Here is a 16,202-nt window from a genome sequence, read left to right as displayed (position 1 = left end):
GGATATATGTAAACTGCAAATAAGCTAACTTAGCGAGTCGGGGAGTCCGGCTTGCTCTTTATTTCGAGGGAGCCTCGAACATGCACAGTTTCGATTTCGGCGTCTTCATCGGGCGCTTTCAGCCCCTGCACATCGGCCACGAACATGTGATTGCCCGCGCGCTCGATCAAGTCGAGCGGCTGATCGTGCTGGTCGGATCGGCCGCACAGGCGCGCGATCCGCGCAACCCTTTCACTTATGCAGAGCGCGAGGCGATGTTGCGCTCCGCCTTCCGGCATGAAGTGGCGATGGGCCGTCTGATCATCGCGCCGATCGCCGATCATCTCTATTCGGATACCGCGTGGGTCACGCAGGTGCAGCGCAAGGTGCGCGAACTGGTGCTGGAACACGGCAACCGCCAGGGTTTCCAGAACCACGGACTCAAGGATTTCCGCGTGGCGCTGGCGGGCTATGGCAAGGATGCCTCGTCCTACTACCTCAAGCTTTTCCCCGAATGGGAGAACCTGCAGGTCGAGAGCCAGTACGGCACCTTCTCATCCAGCGACGTGCGGCAGCGCTATTTCCAGCGCCTTCCCGAAGTGCCGCAGACGATCCTTTCGGCAGGCGTGGCGGAGTTCCTGCGGGCGTTCATGCTGGGCGAGCCCTTCAAGGCCCTGCTGGAGGAAGCTGAATACCTCGCAGCCTATCCCGCGCAGTGGGGCAGGGGGCCTTTCGTCACCGCCGATGCGGTCGTGGTCCAGTCGGGCCATATCCTGCTCGTCGAACGGGGGCGCGCGCCGGGCAAGGGGCTGCTTGCGCTGCCGGGCGGCTTCGTCAATCCGGCCGAGCGCATCCGTGATGCCGCGATCCGCGAACTGCGCGAGGAAACCGCGATCAGCGACGGCAAGGGCCAGATCCCACCTGCCATGCTCGCCAGCTTCATCGAGGACGCGCGCACACGGGTGTTCGATGCGCCGGGCCGCAGTTTGCGGGGGCGCATCATCACCCATGCGTTCCTGTTCCGCCTGCCCGAACGGCGCAAGCTGTTCAGCGTGAAGGGCGGCGACGATGCCGCGCACGCGCAGTGGTACCGCCTCGGCGATCTCAGCCCGGACATGCTGTTCGAGGACCACTGGGCCATCATCGAGCAGATGGCCGACCTTTGAGGGCCTGACGAAAGAATATCTGCCCGCCGCGCAGGGGAGCCCTGCATCCGGCGCGACCATGTGAGGAGTTCACATCATGACCAACCTGATCCTGGCCACCGACAGCTACAAGCACAGCCATTACCTGCAATACCCGCCCGAAGCGCGCGCGATCAGCGCATATATCGAGGCGCGGCCCAACGACTTTGCTGATGACGTGGTGTTCTTCGGCCTGCAGCCGTTCCTCATGGACTATCTGGCGCGCCCGATCACGGCTGCGGATATTGACGAGGCCGAGGCGGTCTGCGCGGCGCATGGCGTGCCGTTCAACCGTGCGGGCTGGGAGATCGTGCTGGCGGAGCACGGCGGCTATCTGCCCATCGCGATCCGCGCGCTGCCCGAAGGCATGATCGTGCCGACCAGCGTGCCGCTGGTGCAGGTGGAGACGACCGACGCGCGGCTGCCGTGGCTCGCCACCTTCATCGAAACGGCGCTGCTGCGCGCGGTCTGGTATCCAACCACGGTCGCCACGCTCAGCCGCCAGTGCCGCCTGATCATTCGCGCGGGGCTGGAGCGCACGAGCGAGGATGTGGAGGGCCAATTGCCCTTCAAGCTCCACGATTTCGGCGCGCGCGGCACCAGCAGCGGCGAGAGCGCGGGCCTGGGCGGCATGGCGCATCTCGTGAACTTCATGGGCACCGATACGATGGAGGGGCTCATCGCGGCGCGGCGCTACTACGGTGCGGACATGGCGGGATTTTCCATCCCCGCCGCCGAGCACAGCACGATGACCAGTTGGGGCAAGGCGCGCGAAGAAGCGGCCTATGCCAACATGCTCGATGCCTTCGATGGCGAGGGCAAGCTGGTGGCCGTCGTCTCGGACAGCTACGATCTCGATGCCGCGCTCACCGGCATCTGGGGCGGTACGCTGCGCGGCAAGGTGCTCACCCGCAAGGGCACGCTGGTGGTGCGCCCCGATAGCGGCGATCCGGTGGAGACCCCGGTGCGCGCGATCAGGACGCTATGGGAGGCCTTCGGCGGCACCGTGAATGCCAAGGGCTATCGCGTGCTCGATCCGCATGTCCGCGTGATCCAGGGCGACGGGATGACCCCCGCCAGCATCGCCCGGTTGATCGACCGGCTGATCGCGGAAGGCTTTGCCATCGACAATATTGCCTTCGGCATGGGCGGCGGTCTGCTCCAGCAGGTCAACCGCGATACGCTGCGGTTTGCCATGAAAGCCAATGCCATGCGCGATGCGGACGGCGTGTGGAACGATGTGGCCAAAGCGCCCGCCACCGACCTTGCCAAGGCGAGCAAGGCGGGGCGGCAGGCGGTGGTGATGGAGCACGGCCGCCCCGCCGCACGCCGGATGGACGAGGTGGCGGAGGCGGACAACCTGCTCCGCCCCGTCTGGCGCGATGGGGCCATGCTTGTGCGGCACAGCTTTGACGAGGTGCGCGCGCGGGCGGTTTAGCGGGGCGGTGTGGCGGGACGCGGCTTCAGGTCGCCTAGCCGAAGGTGACCTGATGCTCCCCGCCCGGTGCCTGCTCGATGGTGATCCGGCGCCCGGTGAAGCGCTGCGCGATGTCGATCGCGGTCAGCAGGTGCTGGCTCGGCTTCACGGTCGAGAACGCACCGCCGCCTGCCAGCGCGAGGGGCAGGATCAACTGATCGGCAAGATACGGCCCCGCGAACGCAGAGGCTTCGAGATAGCCGTTTATCCGCGCGGCTGAAGTGCGGGCGAGGCGCTCGCCAGGCACGCCGAGCTGGCCGAAGCCGCTGACCAGTTCGGTCACCTCGCTGTGCTGCGCCTCCAGCATCAGGATCACGCCCGGCCCCTGATCGGCGGGCAGCTGGCGCAGCGTGAAGGCGCTTTCCGGCCAGTCCGGAAGATCGCGCCGGACCCGTGCCAGCATCCGCTCGGCAATCGCGAACGGCAGGCCGGAGACCACGACTTGCGCGGCCTCGCCGGTGCGCGGCCCGCGCGTGGTGCAGGTCAGCGGCAAGAGCGGGGCAGGGGCGATGTCCACCTCGATCCGCCCGCCGCCGCGCGGGTAGAACCCGTGGCGCACGAGGCGTGCCGAGACTTGCGGCCCCATCCGGTTGATGATCGGCAGGAACGCGCGCTCGATGAAATCGAACGGCGGCGCGAGCATGTTGTGCGTGCCGCCCTCAAGCACGAGGCGCGAGGGCGCGTTCGCCAGCACCAGCGGCATCAGCACCGTCTGCAGGACAAGCCCGGTCGACCCCGCTGTGCCGACAGCGAAGTGATACTCGCCCGGCACGACTTGCCCCGGACGGAACGTGAGCTCGCTCCCGCCGACCGCGAGGCCGGTGCATTCCGAACCCGAGATGACGGCGGCTGCCTCCACCGCGGTCACGTGCTGGCGCATGAGGCCGGGCTTGGAGCGCTTGGCGCGGATGTTTTCGATCCGGAAAGGTTCGCCGGTAACGAGCGAAAGCGCGCAGGAATTGCGCACCATCTGCCCCCCGCCTTCGCCTTCCGATCCATCGATGGTGATCATTGTTCGGTCATTCAGTTTGGGGCGATCCGCGTGAAGGGGATCACCCCTTCACGCAGACCACCTGCTTCAGTGTATGCACGATCTCCACCAGATCGGCCTGCGCGGCCATCACGGCTTCGATCGGCTTGTAGGCGCGGGGCGTTTCATCGATTACGCCCGCGTCCTTGCGGCACTCCACGCCCTCGGTATCGGCGATATGCTCATCGAGGCTCACCAGCTTCTTGGCCTGGGTCCGGCTCATCACCCGCCCCGCGCCGTGGCTGCAGCTGTCGAAGCTTTCCGGGTTGCCCAGCCCGCGCACGATGAAGCTTTTCGCCCCCATCGAGCCCGGGATGATCCCCAACACGCCCTTGGCCGCACGCACCGCGCCTTTGCGGGTCACGAGCACGTTCTCGCCGAAGTGGTTTTCGCGCGTCACGTAGTTGTGATGGCAGTTCACCGCTTCCATCTCCGCATCGAAGGGCTTGGCAATCTTCGCCCGCAGCGCCGCGATGACGTTTGCCATCATCATGCGCCGGTTGAGCGCGGCGAAGTCCTGAGCCCAGCCCACCGCCTCGACATAGTCGTCGAAGTGGTCGGTCCCTTCCGGGAAGTAGGCGAGGTCCTCGTCGGGCAGGTTGATATGCCACTTGCGGATGTCCTGCTTGGCCAGCTCGATGAAGAACGTGCCGATGGCATTGCCCACCCCGCGCGAGCCGGAATGGAGCATCACCCAGACGCGCCCTTCGGTATCAAGGCACAGCTCGATGAAGTGGTTGCCCGTGCCGAGAGTGCCGAGGTGCGTGAGGTTGTTGGTGTTCTTCAGCCGCGGGAACTTGGCACAAATCGCCTCGAACCGCTGCGCAAGCACCGCCCAGGCCTCGACGATCGCCGGCGGGGGCGAACCCCACGAACCATGATCGCGCTGCCCGCGCCCCACGCTGCGCCCATGCGGCACCGCCTGCTCGATGGCAGAGCGGATACCCTCCAGGCTGTCAGGCAAGTCATGCGCCATGAGCGAAGTGCGCGCGGCCATCATGCCGCAGCCAATGTCCACGCCCACCGCCGCCGGAATCACCGCACCCTTGGTCGGGATCACCGATCCCACAGTCGCGCCGATCCCCACATGCACATCGGGCATGGCCGCGACATGCTTGAACACGAACGGCATCTTCGCCGCCCGCGCCAGCTGCTCGCGCGCCTTGTCATCGACCGGCACGCCGCGCGTCCACATCTTGATCGGCACCCCGCCGGGCACATGCTGGAATTCAAAAGTCGTATCGGCCACGGTGGACCTCCTTTGCTTGCATCATGGTGCTGGCGACAAGGTTTGGCGAGACATCCCGGATCGCTCCGGGGCGGATTCGAACCGCTCGGCCTTTCGGCCTCCAACCATGTAGTCCCGCCGGCATTCGCCAGCGCTTGAAAAGGGTTCACGGCGACGAGGTGTGGGAAAGACATGCCCCCGAGGGGGCGCCGCTCTTCCGCTAAGCTACAGGCCCGCAGATAGTGGACCCGGCAGGATTCGAACCCGCGCCTGCATCGTTGAAGGATGTAGTCCTTGCCCGGCATTCGCCGTGAATTGCTGTTTGCCGTGGCGAAGAAGGATGGCGAGACGCGGTCCTTAAGCTACATTCCCATGGCGGGCTTCGAACCCGCATCTCCCTTGGCCATTGCTGGCTGCGGGCGCTTTACTCGTCGGACCTGGCAATGGGATGTAGTCCCACCGGCATTCGCCACGGCAATTCCTGAAACTTGCTAAGGGTCACGGCGACAAGGATTGGAAAGACGACCGCCTCGCGGCGTTTGTTGCTCTATCCGACTGAGCTACCGCCCCGAAAGGCAGGCGGGACTCGAACCCGCGACCCACAAATCCCATGTAGTCCTTCCGGCATTCGCCGTGACCCGCTTCTTCAAACCTCCGTATTCTGGACGATCCCGATCCAGTCGCGCGTCTCGCCTTTTGCAAAGCGCGCCACTGCATCGAACACCGCATCGGTGAAGCCACCGACATTCATGATATCCGCCCGGTCTTTTGCCTGCGTGGAGCCATAAGGCTGGATGTCGATGCAGATCAGCTTCGCGCCCGGATTGCGGGCTTTCAGCTTGTTCCACTCGCTCATCGTCGCCGTAGCGCCATGCCGCCTGGCATCGACCCAGGATTCGTTGTCCGAGACGATCACGACCGTATCGACCTGCGCCCGCTCCCGGTTGAGGAGCGCGAGCGGTGCCGAGACGTTGGTCCCGCCGCCACCCACCGCCGCCAGCTTCGCCGCATTCACGGCCACGCGGGCATGGGGATCGAGCTTCAGATCGACCACATCGCATTCGAACGGAATCACCCGGGCATTGCTGTTCCGGCGCAGCACGGCGGCGGCGACCAGCGCAGCAATGTCGATGCAGCGCACCTTGGATGTGGCACCCTTGCGGACACCCGTTGCCGGCGAGCGCATCGAACCCGAAACGTCCGGGCAGACAACGACCTGGCCTTCGAGCTTCGGCACCCCAGCCAGGGATGCCTCCAGCGCGCTTTCGAGCGCTGCCTGCACCGCCAGCGGCACACCGTCTCCCACCTGGTCCAAGGCCACCATCAACTGGTAAGGCATCGGACGCGCGCGGGCGATCGCTGCCGGATCGGACAGCCGGGTCGCTACCGCTTCGGTGACCCCCGTGACGCCGAACGCACCGTGGCGCGCCAGCGTGTTGAGGTTCATCCGCAGCGCCTGCCAGCCCATGCGAGCCGAAAGCGCGCCCCACTGCTCCGCGACAAGCGGGAAAGCGGTCAGCCATTCGAACGGCACCGGGGGCAGCTCGCCGTCCGGCGCCCGCTTCCAGGCCTCGAACGCCGCGATTTCCGCCGGCAGCGCGGCCACGTCGTAAGGCTTGCCGATCAGCCAGCCATAGAACGCGCGCCGCTCGGGCGTGGCCGGGGCCGGGTGGACCATCTTGACGATGTCCGCCAGGCTCGGATCGTTCCCCGTCGCCGCCTGCATCAGCTGCGCCGTCGATGCCGTCTCCAGCCATTCGCGCACCAGCCGCTTGGGCCGCGAACCGAGCGAGGCCCGCCCGACCTGACCCGAGCGCATGATCTGCACAAAGGTGCGCAGCATGCGGCCGTTATCGATCACGCGCCGGAAGACGCGCACCGCAAGATCGGGATCCGCGACGGTGAGATAGGCGGCCAGCAAGGCCGGCATATCCTTCATCGCGCCCGACTGGCGGGAATAGACCGCGCATTTGGCGACCCACTCGGGATCGACGTCCTTCGCGGCCAGCACGACATCAGCCAGCTGCGTTTCCGCGCTGCCATAGAAGCCGTCGGCCAGCGTGCCGGTCACGGCCAGCTGCGCGAGCTTCGCTTCAGAGCCGTAGGCATAGGCAGATCCGCCCGCCTGGTTGATCGTGTCGGCGCGCGGCAGAAACCGCGAGAGCGCCGAAGCAAAAAGGTTCTTGTTGGCCATCGTCCAACTCCGGAAAGTCCGGACCTTGGGGGCGGCCGGCCCATTCCGGCCGCCCCTCGGTTCCGCGTGCGCCGGGCTGTTCGACCGACCCGACACCAATGCTTCTGCAGAGGGCGTGCCAGTTTGATCGTTGAGATCGAAGAAAAGTGGTAAGATGCTGTTAATATTATAGTTATTCTGAAACCCGGCTTGGCAGCACGCGCGCCGCTTCCGCAAGGCGTGTGCCAATTTGTATATCGTGGTATAAGCAGTTATAGATTCAGCGCATGAAGCCAACCACCGTCATCGGATTCCTCGGCTCGACCCTCGATGCTGCCAAGTTCGGCCCTTCGCGCTGGATGAAGTGGCGGCCCTCGGTGGGGCTATGCATGCACGAGGACCTGCGGGTCGACCGCTTCCTCATGATCCACGGCTCGCTCCACCGCCGCCTCGCCGAACTGGTGAGCGAGGATATCGCCTCGGTCTCGCCTGAAACGCAGGTCGAGCGGCATGTGATCGACTTCACCGATGCTTGGGATTTCGAGGAAGTTTACGGCAAGCTGCTCGATTTCGCGCGCGCGCAGCCGTTCGATCCCGATACCGAGGACGTGCTTGTCCACATCACCACCGGCACCCACGTCGCGCAGATTTGCCTGTTCCTGCTGACTGAGGCTCACTATCTGCCGGGCCGCCTGCTGCAGACCCAGCCGCAGCGCGGCGGCCCCGATGCGGTGGGCAAGTGGAGCGTGATCGATCTCGATCTCTCGCGCTATGACAGCATCGCCACGCGCTTTGCCAGCGAAGCGCAGGCCAGCACTTCGTTCCTCAAGTCCGGCATAGAGACGCGCAATGCCGCGTTCAACACGATGATAGACGAGATCGAGCAGGTCGCCGGCCGCACCCGCGCGCCGATGCTGCTGATGGGTCCGACCGGCGCCGGCAAGAGCCAGCTCGCCCGCCGCATCTTCGAGCTGAAGAAGCTGAAGCGGCAGGTCAGCGGCCAGTTCGTCGAGGTCAACTGCGCGACCCTGCGCGGCGACAGCGCGATGTCGGCGCTGTTCGGCCACCGCAAGGGCGCCTTCACTGGCGCGGCGGCGGATCGGCCGGGCCTGCTGCGCACCGCCGATGGCGGCATGCTGTTCCTCGACGAGATCGGCGAACTCGGGCTTGACGAGCAGGCGATGATCCTGCGCGCGATCGAGGACAAACGCTTCCTCCCGGTGGGTGCCGACCGCGAGGCGCAAAGCGATTTCCAGCTGATCGCCGGTACCAATCGCGATCTGGCGCGCTGCGTGGCCGATGGCACGTTCCGCGAAGACCTGTTCGCCCGGCTCAACTTGTGGACTTTCGCGCTGCCGGGGCTTGCCGACCGGCGCGAGGACATTGCGCCGAACCTCGATTACGAACTCGATCGCCATGCCGAACGCGAGGGCGAGCGGGTGATGTTCAACAAGGAAGCCCGCGAACGCTACCTCGCCTTCGCGATGAGCCCGGCGGCGCGCTGGCCGGGCAATTTCCGCGATCTTGCCGCCAGCGTGACGCGCATGGCGACCTTCTCCCCCAAGGGCCGGATCGACAGCGATGTGGTGGCGACCGAGATCGCGCGGCTGCAACGCCTGTGGGGCAGCGGTGCTGGTGGGGACGATGGGCTTTGTGCCTTGCTCGATGCCGAAGCCCTTGCCGCAATCGATCCGTTTGACCGGGTGCAACTCGCGCATGTCGTGGCGGAATGCCGCGCCAGCCGCTCGCTTTCGGAAGCAGGCCGCCGGCTGTTTGCGGCCTCACGCACGCGCCGCGCCAGCACCAACGATGCCGACCGGCTGCGCAAATATCTGGTCCGCTTCGGGCTCGATTGGGATCAGGTCTCCGGCCATGCTTGATGTGCGCATCCTCGGCACTCCGCCGAATGACAACGCCCTGCTCGTCACTGCCGACGGCGGGCAGAGCCGCAGCCGCCTGTTGTTCGATTGCGGCGCGGATACCCTGGCGGCGCTATCGCCGGGCGAGATTCGCGCGATCGATCACCTCTTCCTCAGCCACCTCCACATGGACCACATCACCGGGTTCGATGCGTTCTTTCGCATGAACTTCCAGCGCGGCGAGGTGGAGAACCACATCTGGGGCCCGCCGGGGACCGCGCGCATTCTTCACCACCGCTTTCAGGGGTTCTGGTGGAACCATGCGAGCGAGCTTTCGGCGACGTGGCATGTCCACGATATCGGGGAAGCGGAAGTCCACACCTTCCGGTTCGAGGCGCACGAAGCCTTCGCGGTGATGCATGAGGGGCCGTGTCGCAAGCTGGAAGGACCGGTGCTGGCGACCCCCGAGGCCTCGGTCACCGCGCTTTCGCTGCGCCATCACGGCACGAGCCTGGGCTATGTGGTGCGCGAGCCGGATCGCACCGCTGTCGATATGGCGGCGGTGAAGGCGCTGGGGTTGGCGCCGGGGCCGTGGCTCGCCGCGCTCAAGGATCCGGGGGTGCGCACTGTCAAGATCGGCGGGGCCGAACGCGATGCCGCTACCTTGCGGGAGCAGGTCATCACCGCCATGCCCGGCGACTGCGCCGCCTACATGACCGATTTCCGCGCCGATGCGGGCGAGCGCGCGCGGCTCGCCCCGCTGCTTGCCGGGGTCGGCACGCTCTATGCCGAAGCGCAGTACACGCCCGAGGATATCGAACTTGCCCGCAGGTACGATCATTCAACCGTGACGGAGATTGCCGAGCTTGCCCGCATGGCAGGCGTGGGTTGTTACACCCTGCTGCACCTTTCGCGGCGCTATTCGCCGGCCCAGTGGCGCGCGATGCGCGATGCCGCGTGCGCGGTCTTTCCGCAATCGCGCTTCATTCCGGAATGGGGCCTCGATTGAGCCCCCGTCATCGACCCTGACACTTGGCACTTGTCCAGCAGGTCACTCGCGCCGCCGGGCAATCTCGGTTCACCGCACTGCGGCTCAGCCCTTCACGGTCATCCGCAGCCCGGTGCGCACAAGGAAGCCAAGCGCGAGCATGCCGAAGCTGATCAGGCAGCCCGACCAGCCGACATAGACCACGCTGCTGTAGAGCACGCCCGCGCAGGCTGCGGCAAAAATGAGGGGCAGGACCGGGTAGAGCGGCACTTTGTAGGGGCGCTCCACCTGCGGCTGGCGGCGGCGCAGGATCACCACGGCAAGCCCGCTCATGGTGAGGAACAGCCAGTAGATCGGCGAGAGGTAGTCGACCATCGTCGCAAAGCCCCGGCCTGACGCCGCGCCCCAGGCGATCAGCGCCAGTTCGACCGCGGTCTGCACCAGGATCGCCGCGCGCGGCACGCCCTTGCTCTGGTCCCACTGCGCGAGGGCGGCGAGCGCGGGTTCGTCTTCGGCGGCGGTGTAGAGCGTGCGGCCGCCGACGATGATCAGCGCATTGAGCACCGAGAAGGCGGCCACGGCGACGCAGACCACGATTACGGCTTCGCCCGCCGATCCGAAGGCACGCGCCATCAGCGCGGCGGCGGGGGCTTCGCTGCTGGCAAGGCCAGCCATGCCCAGCCCGCGCACATAGGCCCAGTTGGCGATCATGTAGAGCGCGGTGATCAGCACCATGCCGCCGAAAAGGGCGCGGGTCATGTCAGCGGGTGTGCGGACTTCGGCGGAAAGTGTCGAGGCATCGTTGAAGCCGCCATAGGCCAGCATGATGAACACCATCGATTGTCCGAAAGCCGCAAGCGTGACCGGGGCGGGCGCGGTCGCTGCAACCTGCTGCGGCGCTACGCCCCAATAGGCCAGCCACAGCGCCGCGCCGCCCAGTGCCAGCAGCGCCGCGACGTCCATCGCCACCATCGCGATCTGCGCGCGCGTACCCGTCTGCACCCCGCGCAGGTTGAGCGCGGTGAGCAGGATCACCATGCTGCCCGCCACCAGCGCGCGCGTGAAGGTGCCCATCGGCACCAGTTCGGCGAGGTAGTCGATCCCGACGAAGGAGAGCAGCGCGCCCGAGGCGGAAAAGATCACCGCAAAGCGCGACCACGCAAAGAGCCACGCGACGTCGCCGCCGAACGCCTCGCGCAGGAAGCGGTAATCGCCGCCGGTATCCGGGTAGGCGGCGGAAAGCTCGGCATAGCAAAGCGCGCCGATCAGCGCGAAGATCCCGCCCAGCGCCCAGGCCAGCATCAGCGCGCCTTCGCCGCCAAGGCTTTGCGCCACCAGTTGCGGCGTGCGGAAGATCCCCGCCCCGATGACCATGCCCATGACCACCGCAGCGGCGGCCGTGGTGCTCAGCACGCGCTTGGGCTGGTGGTGAGGCGGGAATTCAGGACCGGTGTGCATCAAGCGGAACGGTAGAGAAATTTACCGACTGGGGAAGGCTAGTTCGCCGATTTCACATAGATCGATTGGCGCAGCACGCTCGATTTGCCGCCAAGCGTGAGCATGACCGGGACTTCCAGCCTGATCTTGAGCGAGGCCGCCTGCTGCGGATCGAGTTCGAGGCGGTATTCGCCCGCAGGCAGGCGCTCGAACAGGAAGAAGCCATCGGATTCGCTGCGCGCCCTTGCGGCAAGGCTGCCATCCGGCCGGAGCAGCCGCAACTGGAGCCGCGAGACGGCGCGCGTGCCGGATTCGGCGCGGAAATAGGCCGTGCCCTCGATGTCGCTCAAGGTAACGATCGCGAAATCGCTGGTGTGGATGCGCCCCGGTCGCGGCACAAGTTCGATCCCTGCGCGCGAGGGGGCGAGCGCGATATCGGGCATGGAATCGCTGTCCACCCGGATCGAGGCGCGCGCGCCGTCGCCCAGTCCGGGGATGAAGGCGCGGCCTTGCGCATCGGTGCGGCTCTCGTTCGTGCCGGACAGGAAGGTGACGCCCTCGACCGGTCCTTCGCCGGGATCGCGCACGCCGTTGGCATTGGCGTCGGCAAAGGCAGTCAGCGCCGCCGCGCCGCCGCTGGTCAGGCCCGGGCGGGCGATGAAGCCGCGGCCCGAAAGCGGATTGCGCCCGAAGCTCAGGCCCACGCGCAGGGCGAGCGAGAAGTTGCGCTTGGGAAAGCCGTACGAGCCATCGAGCGCGACGTTCACCGGGCCTACACGGCGGATCGCCGAAAGCGCCAGCGTGGTCTGGTGGTCTGCCAGCGTATGCGTCACCCCGCCGCGCACCAGCGTGTTTTCGCCAAAGCGCCGGTCGGCCTCCAGCGTTACCGATTGCAGGTTGAGCGTGGGCACAAGGCCATAGCCGAGGCTGGCGCGATAGCGCATCTTCGAGCCGGATAGCGTGGCGAGATCGAAGTTGCCGATCAGGCGGCTGCTGCTCGGCGTGGTCGGCGCGCTGACCCGGTTGAAGTCGAAGGTATTGGACAGCAGCACGCCGCCCAGCGGCAGCGTGGTGCGCAGCGCCGCATCGGTCTGGCGGCGGCCATCAGCATATTCGATCCGCCGCACCTGGCTGGTGATCGGCATGACATGCGCATTGGTGCCCGATCCGAAATGGAGCGACGTGTTGAGATTTAGCTCGCTTGCGCGGCGCAGCGGATCGGCGGTGAAGGCGCGCACCTCGTCGATCGCGCCGCCGCCGTATTCAGCGTGGGTTGCGCTGTAGGCCAGACCGAAGAGCTTTCCGCCAAGGCCCACTTCGATCGTCGTGCCCCCGCCGTCCTGCACGCCGAGGTCGAGCCGCAAGGCCGTTGCGCCGATCCCGCTTCTGAGCCCGGCTGCTGCCAGCCAGCGCTGCTTGCTGCCGCTGTCCCATGTCGCTGCACCCATCGTGGCGGTGATCGCGCGCGAAATGCCGTACCCCAGTTCCGCCGTTGCGCGCCACGCGCCGAAATCGGGGGCCGGGCTGAAGCGGGGGCCGCGCACACCGAACAGGTTCACGTCCTTCTGCGCCGCGCCCACGCTGTAAATGAACTGCCCCGGTGCGAGGCGGCCATCGCCCACGCTGATCTTGCGCACCACTTCGCGGCGCTGGCCCTGCGGCCCGTAGAACACGAGGCGGAACACGTTGAGCCCGAAATCGACCGGCACTTGCAGGAAGGCGTACTGCCCGTTTACCGGCATGCGAGTCGATCCGATCAGCGCGTTGTTGCGATAGAGCTCCACTTCATAGCCATCGAGCAGATCGCCGCGCAGATCGACGGAATCGAAGATCGAGGCCTGCTCGAGCGGCGCGTTGGTCACGAAGGCGCCGCGCCCGCTCACCCCGCGCAGGCCGATGGGCAGCGCCCCGGTGGCGACATCGCCGAGCTGGAACTCGGTGGCCTTCAGCGGCCCCAGCAGATCGCCATCGGGATCGCGCCGCCCCAGTTCGAGGCGCGCTGCCGTCAGCCCGTCGCGCGTCGAAGCGCTGGCATAGGCGCGCGCGGTCATGAAGGCGAAGTCCCCGGCAAGGCGCAAGTCGGCTTCCAGCCGCGTGCCGAGATCATCGTCGGTCAGCGCGCGCAACTCGGTCTCTGCCACGGGCAGCGAGAGCGCCCGCCACGGTGTTTCCTCACGCGGGAAGCGCGCCGGGCCTTCGCGATTGGACCGCGAGGCAAGGCGCTCGCGGTCGGCCTCGCGCGCCAGGCGCTCCTCGAAGGGGAAGGGCTCGCGCGTCTTCACCGCGATCGTCTGGGCACGCAGATCGACCTTGAGATTGAGCGGGAAGAGATCGGAAAAGCGCTCGGCTTTCAGATAGAGCTCGCCTTCATAGGCAACCGCATCGCCCTTGCCGAGCGGCACCGGCTGGCCCGCAACCAGTAGCGTGCCATCGCGCAGGTTGAGCGTGACCGTGCGCTTTTCATTCAGGAACCAGCCGCTTGCGTAATGACCATCATCGCTGACGGCGACCGGCAGGTCGAGAAAGCGGGTCAGCGCACCAAGCGGCAGATAGACGCCCTGACGCAGGCCATAGGCGACAATCGTGTCGCTCATCTCGCCTTGCGCGGTCTCGATCTGGAGGATCAGTTCGTCGTCGTCGCTGATTACAGGCACCGTGGAAGCCGCGCCAAGCCCCGCCTGATTGGTGACATTGGCGCGCAGTGGGGACGCGGTGAGGGCGGGCTTCGGTGCCGCCGCCGGCGCGCCGAATGCAGGCTCCGGCAGGGCGCGGCGGCTTTCGGCAAAGCTGCGCGAGGCGGGCTTGGCGGGAGCCGTGGCAGCGGGCGCCGTGCCGGCCGCCACGGTCGTCAGCGGCAGCGAGGTTGGCGCATAAGCGAGGCGCGTTGGCGCGGGGGCTAGGTTGGGAAGCGGTGAGGGGGCAGAAGCTGCTGAAGAAGGCTCAGCTCCGCCAAATGCAGGGCGCGGCAACGCTTCTGTGAGCTTTATGGGCGGTGGAGGCGGGGCGGGCGGGGCCGGGAGCACGGCCTGCTCTGGCGCAGCCAGCTTTGCGGGCTGCGGCGCGGCGGTCGTCGCGACCTCCGGCGCCGGGATTGGCACAGTTTGGGCCGTGCGCGTCTCCGCCACAGGTTTGATCGGCTCAGGCGCAAGCGCAAGTTCTGGTTCCGGCTGAGGGGGCAGGGCTTTGCTGACAGGCTGCGCTTCCGGTGCCTGCGCGAGCACGGGTGCAGGAGACGCAACCAGCGCCGCAGGTTCGGCTACGGGATCAGCGGCGGCGGTTTCGGCAACCGGCGGCGCGGGCGCAGCAGCAGCCGGAGGACCGAAGGTTGGCGCAGGAAGCGGATCGGCAGCAACAAGCGCGGCAGCTGGCGGCGGTTCCGGCGGTGAGGCAGCGGCAGGTTCGGCTGCAGGCGGCACCGGCTCGGCAACCGGCGCGGGCGCGGCAGCGGGCGGCTTTGGCGCAAGCACCGGCTCTGGCACCGGCTCCGGTGCAATCGCGCGGCGAAACTCGGCCGAAAGCACGCCCGCGCTTTCGGGCTGCGGTGCAGGTTCGGCGAGGCTGGACGCAAGCGGAGCGGCCTCTGCCTGTGCCAACTCTACCGGCTTCCCACCCGCATGCTTCGGGCTGGCCTTCCGTCCCGGCCTGGCCTTGGGTGCCTGCGTTGTCGCTTCCGCAAAGCGCGGTTCGGGCAGCTTTTCCAAGCGCCGGGTCTTCTTAGCCTCGCGCGGGGGATCGGGGGCAGGGCCTTCCGGCGGCGTCAGCTCACGGCGCGCGGCATCTCCCGCGAGCGCGAGCGTTGCGCCCAGCACGACCCGCAGCGAACTGGAGGATCCGCGTTGCTGGCCCCCCCCGCGTGGTTTCACGGCACGATGAATTCCTGACGCGCGAGCACTTTGCCGGGTGACATGTCGTCATCGACATAGCTCACCGTCCAGCGCGTTCCCTTCGCCATGAAGCGCGGCTCGGTGGCGGGATCGATCAGCACCTGCACCGCGCGCTCGGCGATTTCGGTGTAGACGCCGATGCCCTTGATCTCGGCCACCGGCTTTTTCGCGCCCGGAGCGGTGATCGTGATGTCGCCGAAAGCGGACCGCGTGCCTTCGCGCGTGATGGTGAGCGAAAGCGCTGTGGGGCCGCCGGGCGGCGCCGAGAGCTTCAGGTCCTTCAAGCCGGCCGTCAGCGTCGTTTCCCCCACGCGCACGATCACCGGGATCGAGATGCCGAAGCGCGGCACGATGCGCACGCCGATGCCGTTGTTGGTCTCCGCGCCCGCCGCCTCGTCGATGCTGGTGCCCCCGGTTTCGGGCGGGACCGAGACGACGGTAAAGTGCGAGCGGTATTCGCCCGGTGGCAGATCGGGCGGTACGCGCGCCATGATCCGCACCATCTGTGCCTCGCTCGCCGGCAGCGCGACATGGCGCGGGGACCAGCGCAGGAAGCCGCTGGCGGTGTGGACCGCATCACGTGCCGCCGCGTCCTGCACCGCCGCCAGATCGACAAGCCGCCCGTCGCGCTGCATCGCCATGTCGCTCACGGTGATCTCGTACTCACCGGCAGCGGCCGCGCGGTTGTAGAGCCCGACGCTGGCGATGCGCGTGCGGTCGTCGATGACGACGCGTTTGGGGAACAGGTTAATGTCGCCCATACCGCCGACCGCGCCGGCAGGCAGCGCAGCGGGGGCGGGCGGCGCGTCTGCTGGTTCGTCGCCCTGGCTCGCCGCCTGTGCAAAGGCACTGGAAGGCAACGCAAAAACGAGACTGAGGCCCAGCGCGGCGGTCGTCAGCTTTGCCGCAAGGCCGCGGTGTCCGATGTATGGCAAGTGGTACGTCCCGGGTCAGCGAAATAGG

Annotated in this window: 10 protein-coding genes; 4 read left to right on the top strand and 6 right to left on the bottom strand. The window is 67.1% G+C overall.

All coding sequences use genetic code 11. The features are described from left to right. The first annotated feature begins 80 nt into the window (after nucleotides 1-80). Nucleotides 81-1,145 carry a bifunctional nicotinamide-nucleotide adenylyltransferase/Nudix hydroxylase gene (locus ACODS2_RS17675; RefSeq protein WP_488999996.1) on the top strand — a complete coding sequence of 355 codons (1,065 nt, stop codon included), beginning with the start codon at nucleotides 81-83 and terminating at the stop codon, nucleotides 1,143-1,145. A 76-nt stretch (nucleotides 1,146-1,221) separates the two neighbouring features. After that, nucleotides 1,222-2,601 carry a nicotinate phosphoribosyltransferase gene (locus ACODS2_RS17670; protein WP_488999995.1) on the top strand — a complete coding sequence of 460 codons (1,380 nt, stop codon included), beginning with the start codon at nucleotides 1,222-1,224 and terminating at the stop codon, nucleotides 2,599-2,601. A 34-nt stretch (nucleotides 2,602-2,635) separates the two neighbouring features. Here ACODS2_RS17670 and rtcA read toward each other — a convergent pair whose 3' ends face one another. The 3 genes from rtcA to ACODS2_RS17655 all read right to left on the bottom strand — a co-directional run bounded on the left by rtcA (nucleotide 2,636) and on the right by ACODS2_RS17655 (nucleotide 7,092). Continuing rightward, a complete protein-coding gene (gene rtcA / locus ACODS2_RS17665) occupies nucleotides 2,636-3,652 on the bottom strand; it encodes an RNA 3'-terminal phosphate cyclase (RefSeq protein WP_488999994.1) in 1,017 nt (338 codons plus the stop codon). A gap of 40 nt (nucleotides 3,653-3,692) precedes the next feature. After that, nucleotides 3,693-4,919, bottom strand: coding sequence for an RtcB family protein (locus ACODS2_RS17660; RefSeq protein WP_488999993.1), 1,227 nt, complete (start codon nucleotides 4,917-4,919; stop codon nucleotides 3,693-3,695). A 625-nt stretch (nucleotides 4,920-5,544) separates the two neighbouring features. Next, nucleotides 5,545-7,092 (bottom strand): RNA-binding protein, encoded by a 1,548-nt coding sequence (locus ACODS2_RS17655; RefSeq protein ID WP_488999992.1) that lies wholly within the window; start codon nucleotides 7,090-7,092, stop codon nucleotides 5,545-5,547. A gap of 266 nt (nucleotides 7,093-7,358) precedes the next feature. On the opposite strand from ACODS2_RS17655, the gene rtcR reads away from it, so the two are divergent. Continuing rightward, nucleotides 7,359-8,951: an RNA repair transcriptional activator RtcR gene (gene rtcR, locus ACODS2_RS17650; protein ID WP_488999991.1), complete on the top strand. Its 1,593-nt coding sequence runs from the start codon at nucleotides 7,359-7,361 to the stop codon at nucleotides 8,949-8,951. After that, nucleotides 8,944-9,939 carry an MBL fold metallo-hydrolase gene (locus ACODS2_RS17645; RefSeq protein ID WP_488999990.1) on the top strand — a complete coding sequence of 332 codons (996 nt, stop codon included), beginning with the start codon at nucleotides 8,944-8,946 and terminating at the stop codon, nucleotides 9,937-9,939. Before rtcR ends, ACODS2_RS17645 begins: the two co-directional genes overlap by 8 nt. A gap of 84 nt (nucleotides 9,940-10,023) precedes the next feature. On the opposite strand, the gene ACODS2_RS17640 is transcribed toward ACODS2_RS17645, so the two are convergent. The 3 genes from ACODS2_RS17640 to ACODS2_RS17630 are packed head-to-tail and all read right to left on the bottom strand — an operon-like array spanning nucleotide 10,024 to nucleotide 16,174. Continuing rightward, nucleotides 10,024-11,376 (bottom strand): APC family permease, encoded by a 1,353-nt coding sequence (locus ACODS2_RS17640; protein ID WP_488999989.1) that lies wholly within the window; start codon nucleotides 11,374-11,376, stop codon nucleotides 10,024-10,026. 38 nt (nucleotides 11,377-11,414) lie between these two features. Further along, nucleotides 11,415-15,218, bottom strand: coding sequence for a hypothetical protein (locus tag ACODS2_RS17635; protein WP_488999988.1), 3,804 nt, complete (start codon nucleotides 15,216-15,218; stop codon nucleotides 11,415-11,417). After that, nucleotides 15,215-16,174, bottom strand: coding sequence for a fimbrial biogenesis chaperone (locus tag ACODS2_RS17630; protein ID WP_488999987.1), 960 nt, complete (start codon nucleotides 16,172-16,174; stop codon nucleotides 15,215-15,217). The genes ACODS2_RS17635 and ACODS2_RS17630 overlap by 4 nt, the downstream gene beginning before the upstream one ends. Between the last annotated feature and the right edge of the window lie 28 nt (nucleotides 16,175-16,202).

The organism is Novosphingobium sp. FG137, assembly GCF_057809735.1.
The sequence above is the reverse complement of the archived record's forward strand: the minus strand, read 5'-3'. Positions and strand labels throughout refer to the sequence as shown.

What these genes read in the sequence shown, in the direction of transcription:
- ACODS2_RS17675 (WP_488999996.1), top strand. Translation starts at nt 81, where the DNA reads ATGCACAGTTTCGATTTCGGCGTCTTCATCGGGCGCTTTCAGCCCCTG.
- ACODS2_RS17670 (WP_488999995.1), top strand. Translation starts at nt 1,222, where the DNA reads ATGACCAACCTGATCCTGGCCACCGACAGCTACAAGCACAGCCATTAC.
- rtcA (WP_488999994.1), bottom strand. Translation starts at nt 3,652, where the DNA reads ATGATCACCATCGATGGATCGGAAGGCGAAGGCGGGGGGCAGATGGTG.
- ACODS2_RS17655 (WP_488999992.1), bottom strand. Translation starts at nt 7,092, where the DNA reads ATGGCCAACAAGAACCTTTTTGCTTCGGCGCTCTCGCGGTTTCTGCCG.
- rtcR (WP_488999991.1), top strand. Translation starts at nt 7,359, where the DNA reads ATGAAGCCAACCACCGTCATCGGATTCCTCGGCTCGACCCTCGATGCT.
- ACODS2_RS17645 (WP_488999990.1), top strand. Translation starts at nt 8,944, where the DNA reads ATGCTTGATGTGCGCATCCTCGGCACTCCGCCGAATGACAACGCCCTG.
- ACODS2_RS17640 (WP_488999989.1), bottom strand. Translation starts at nt 11,376, where the DNA reads ATGCACACCGGTCCTGAATTCCCGCCTCACCACCAGCCCAAGCGCGTG.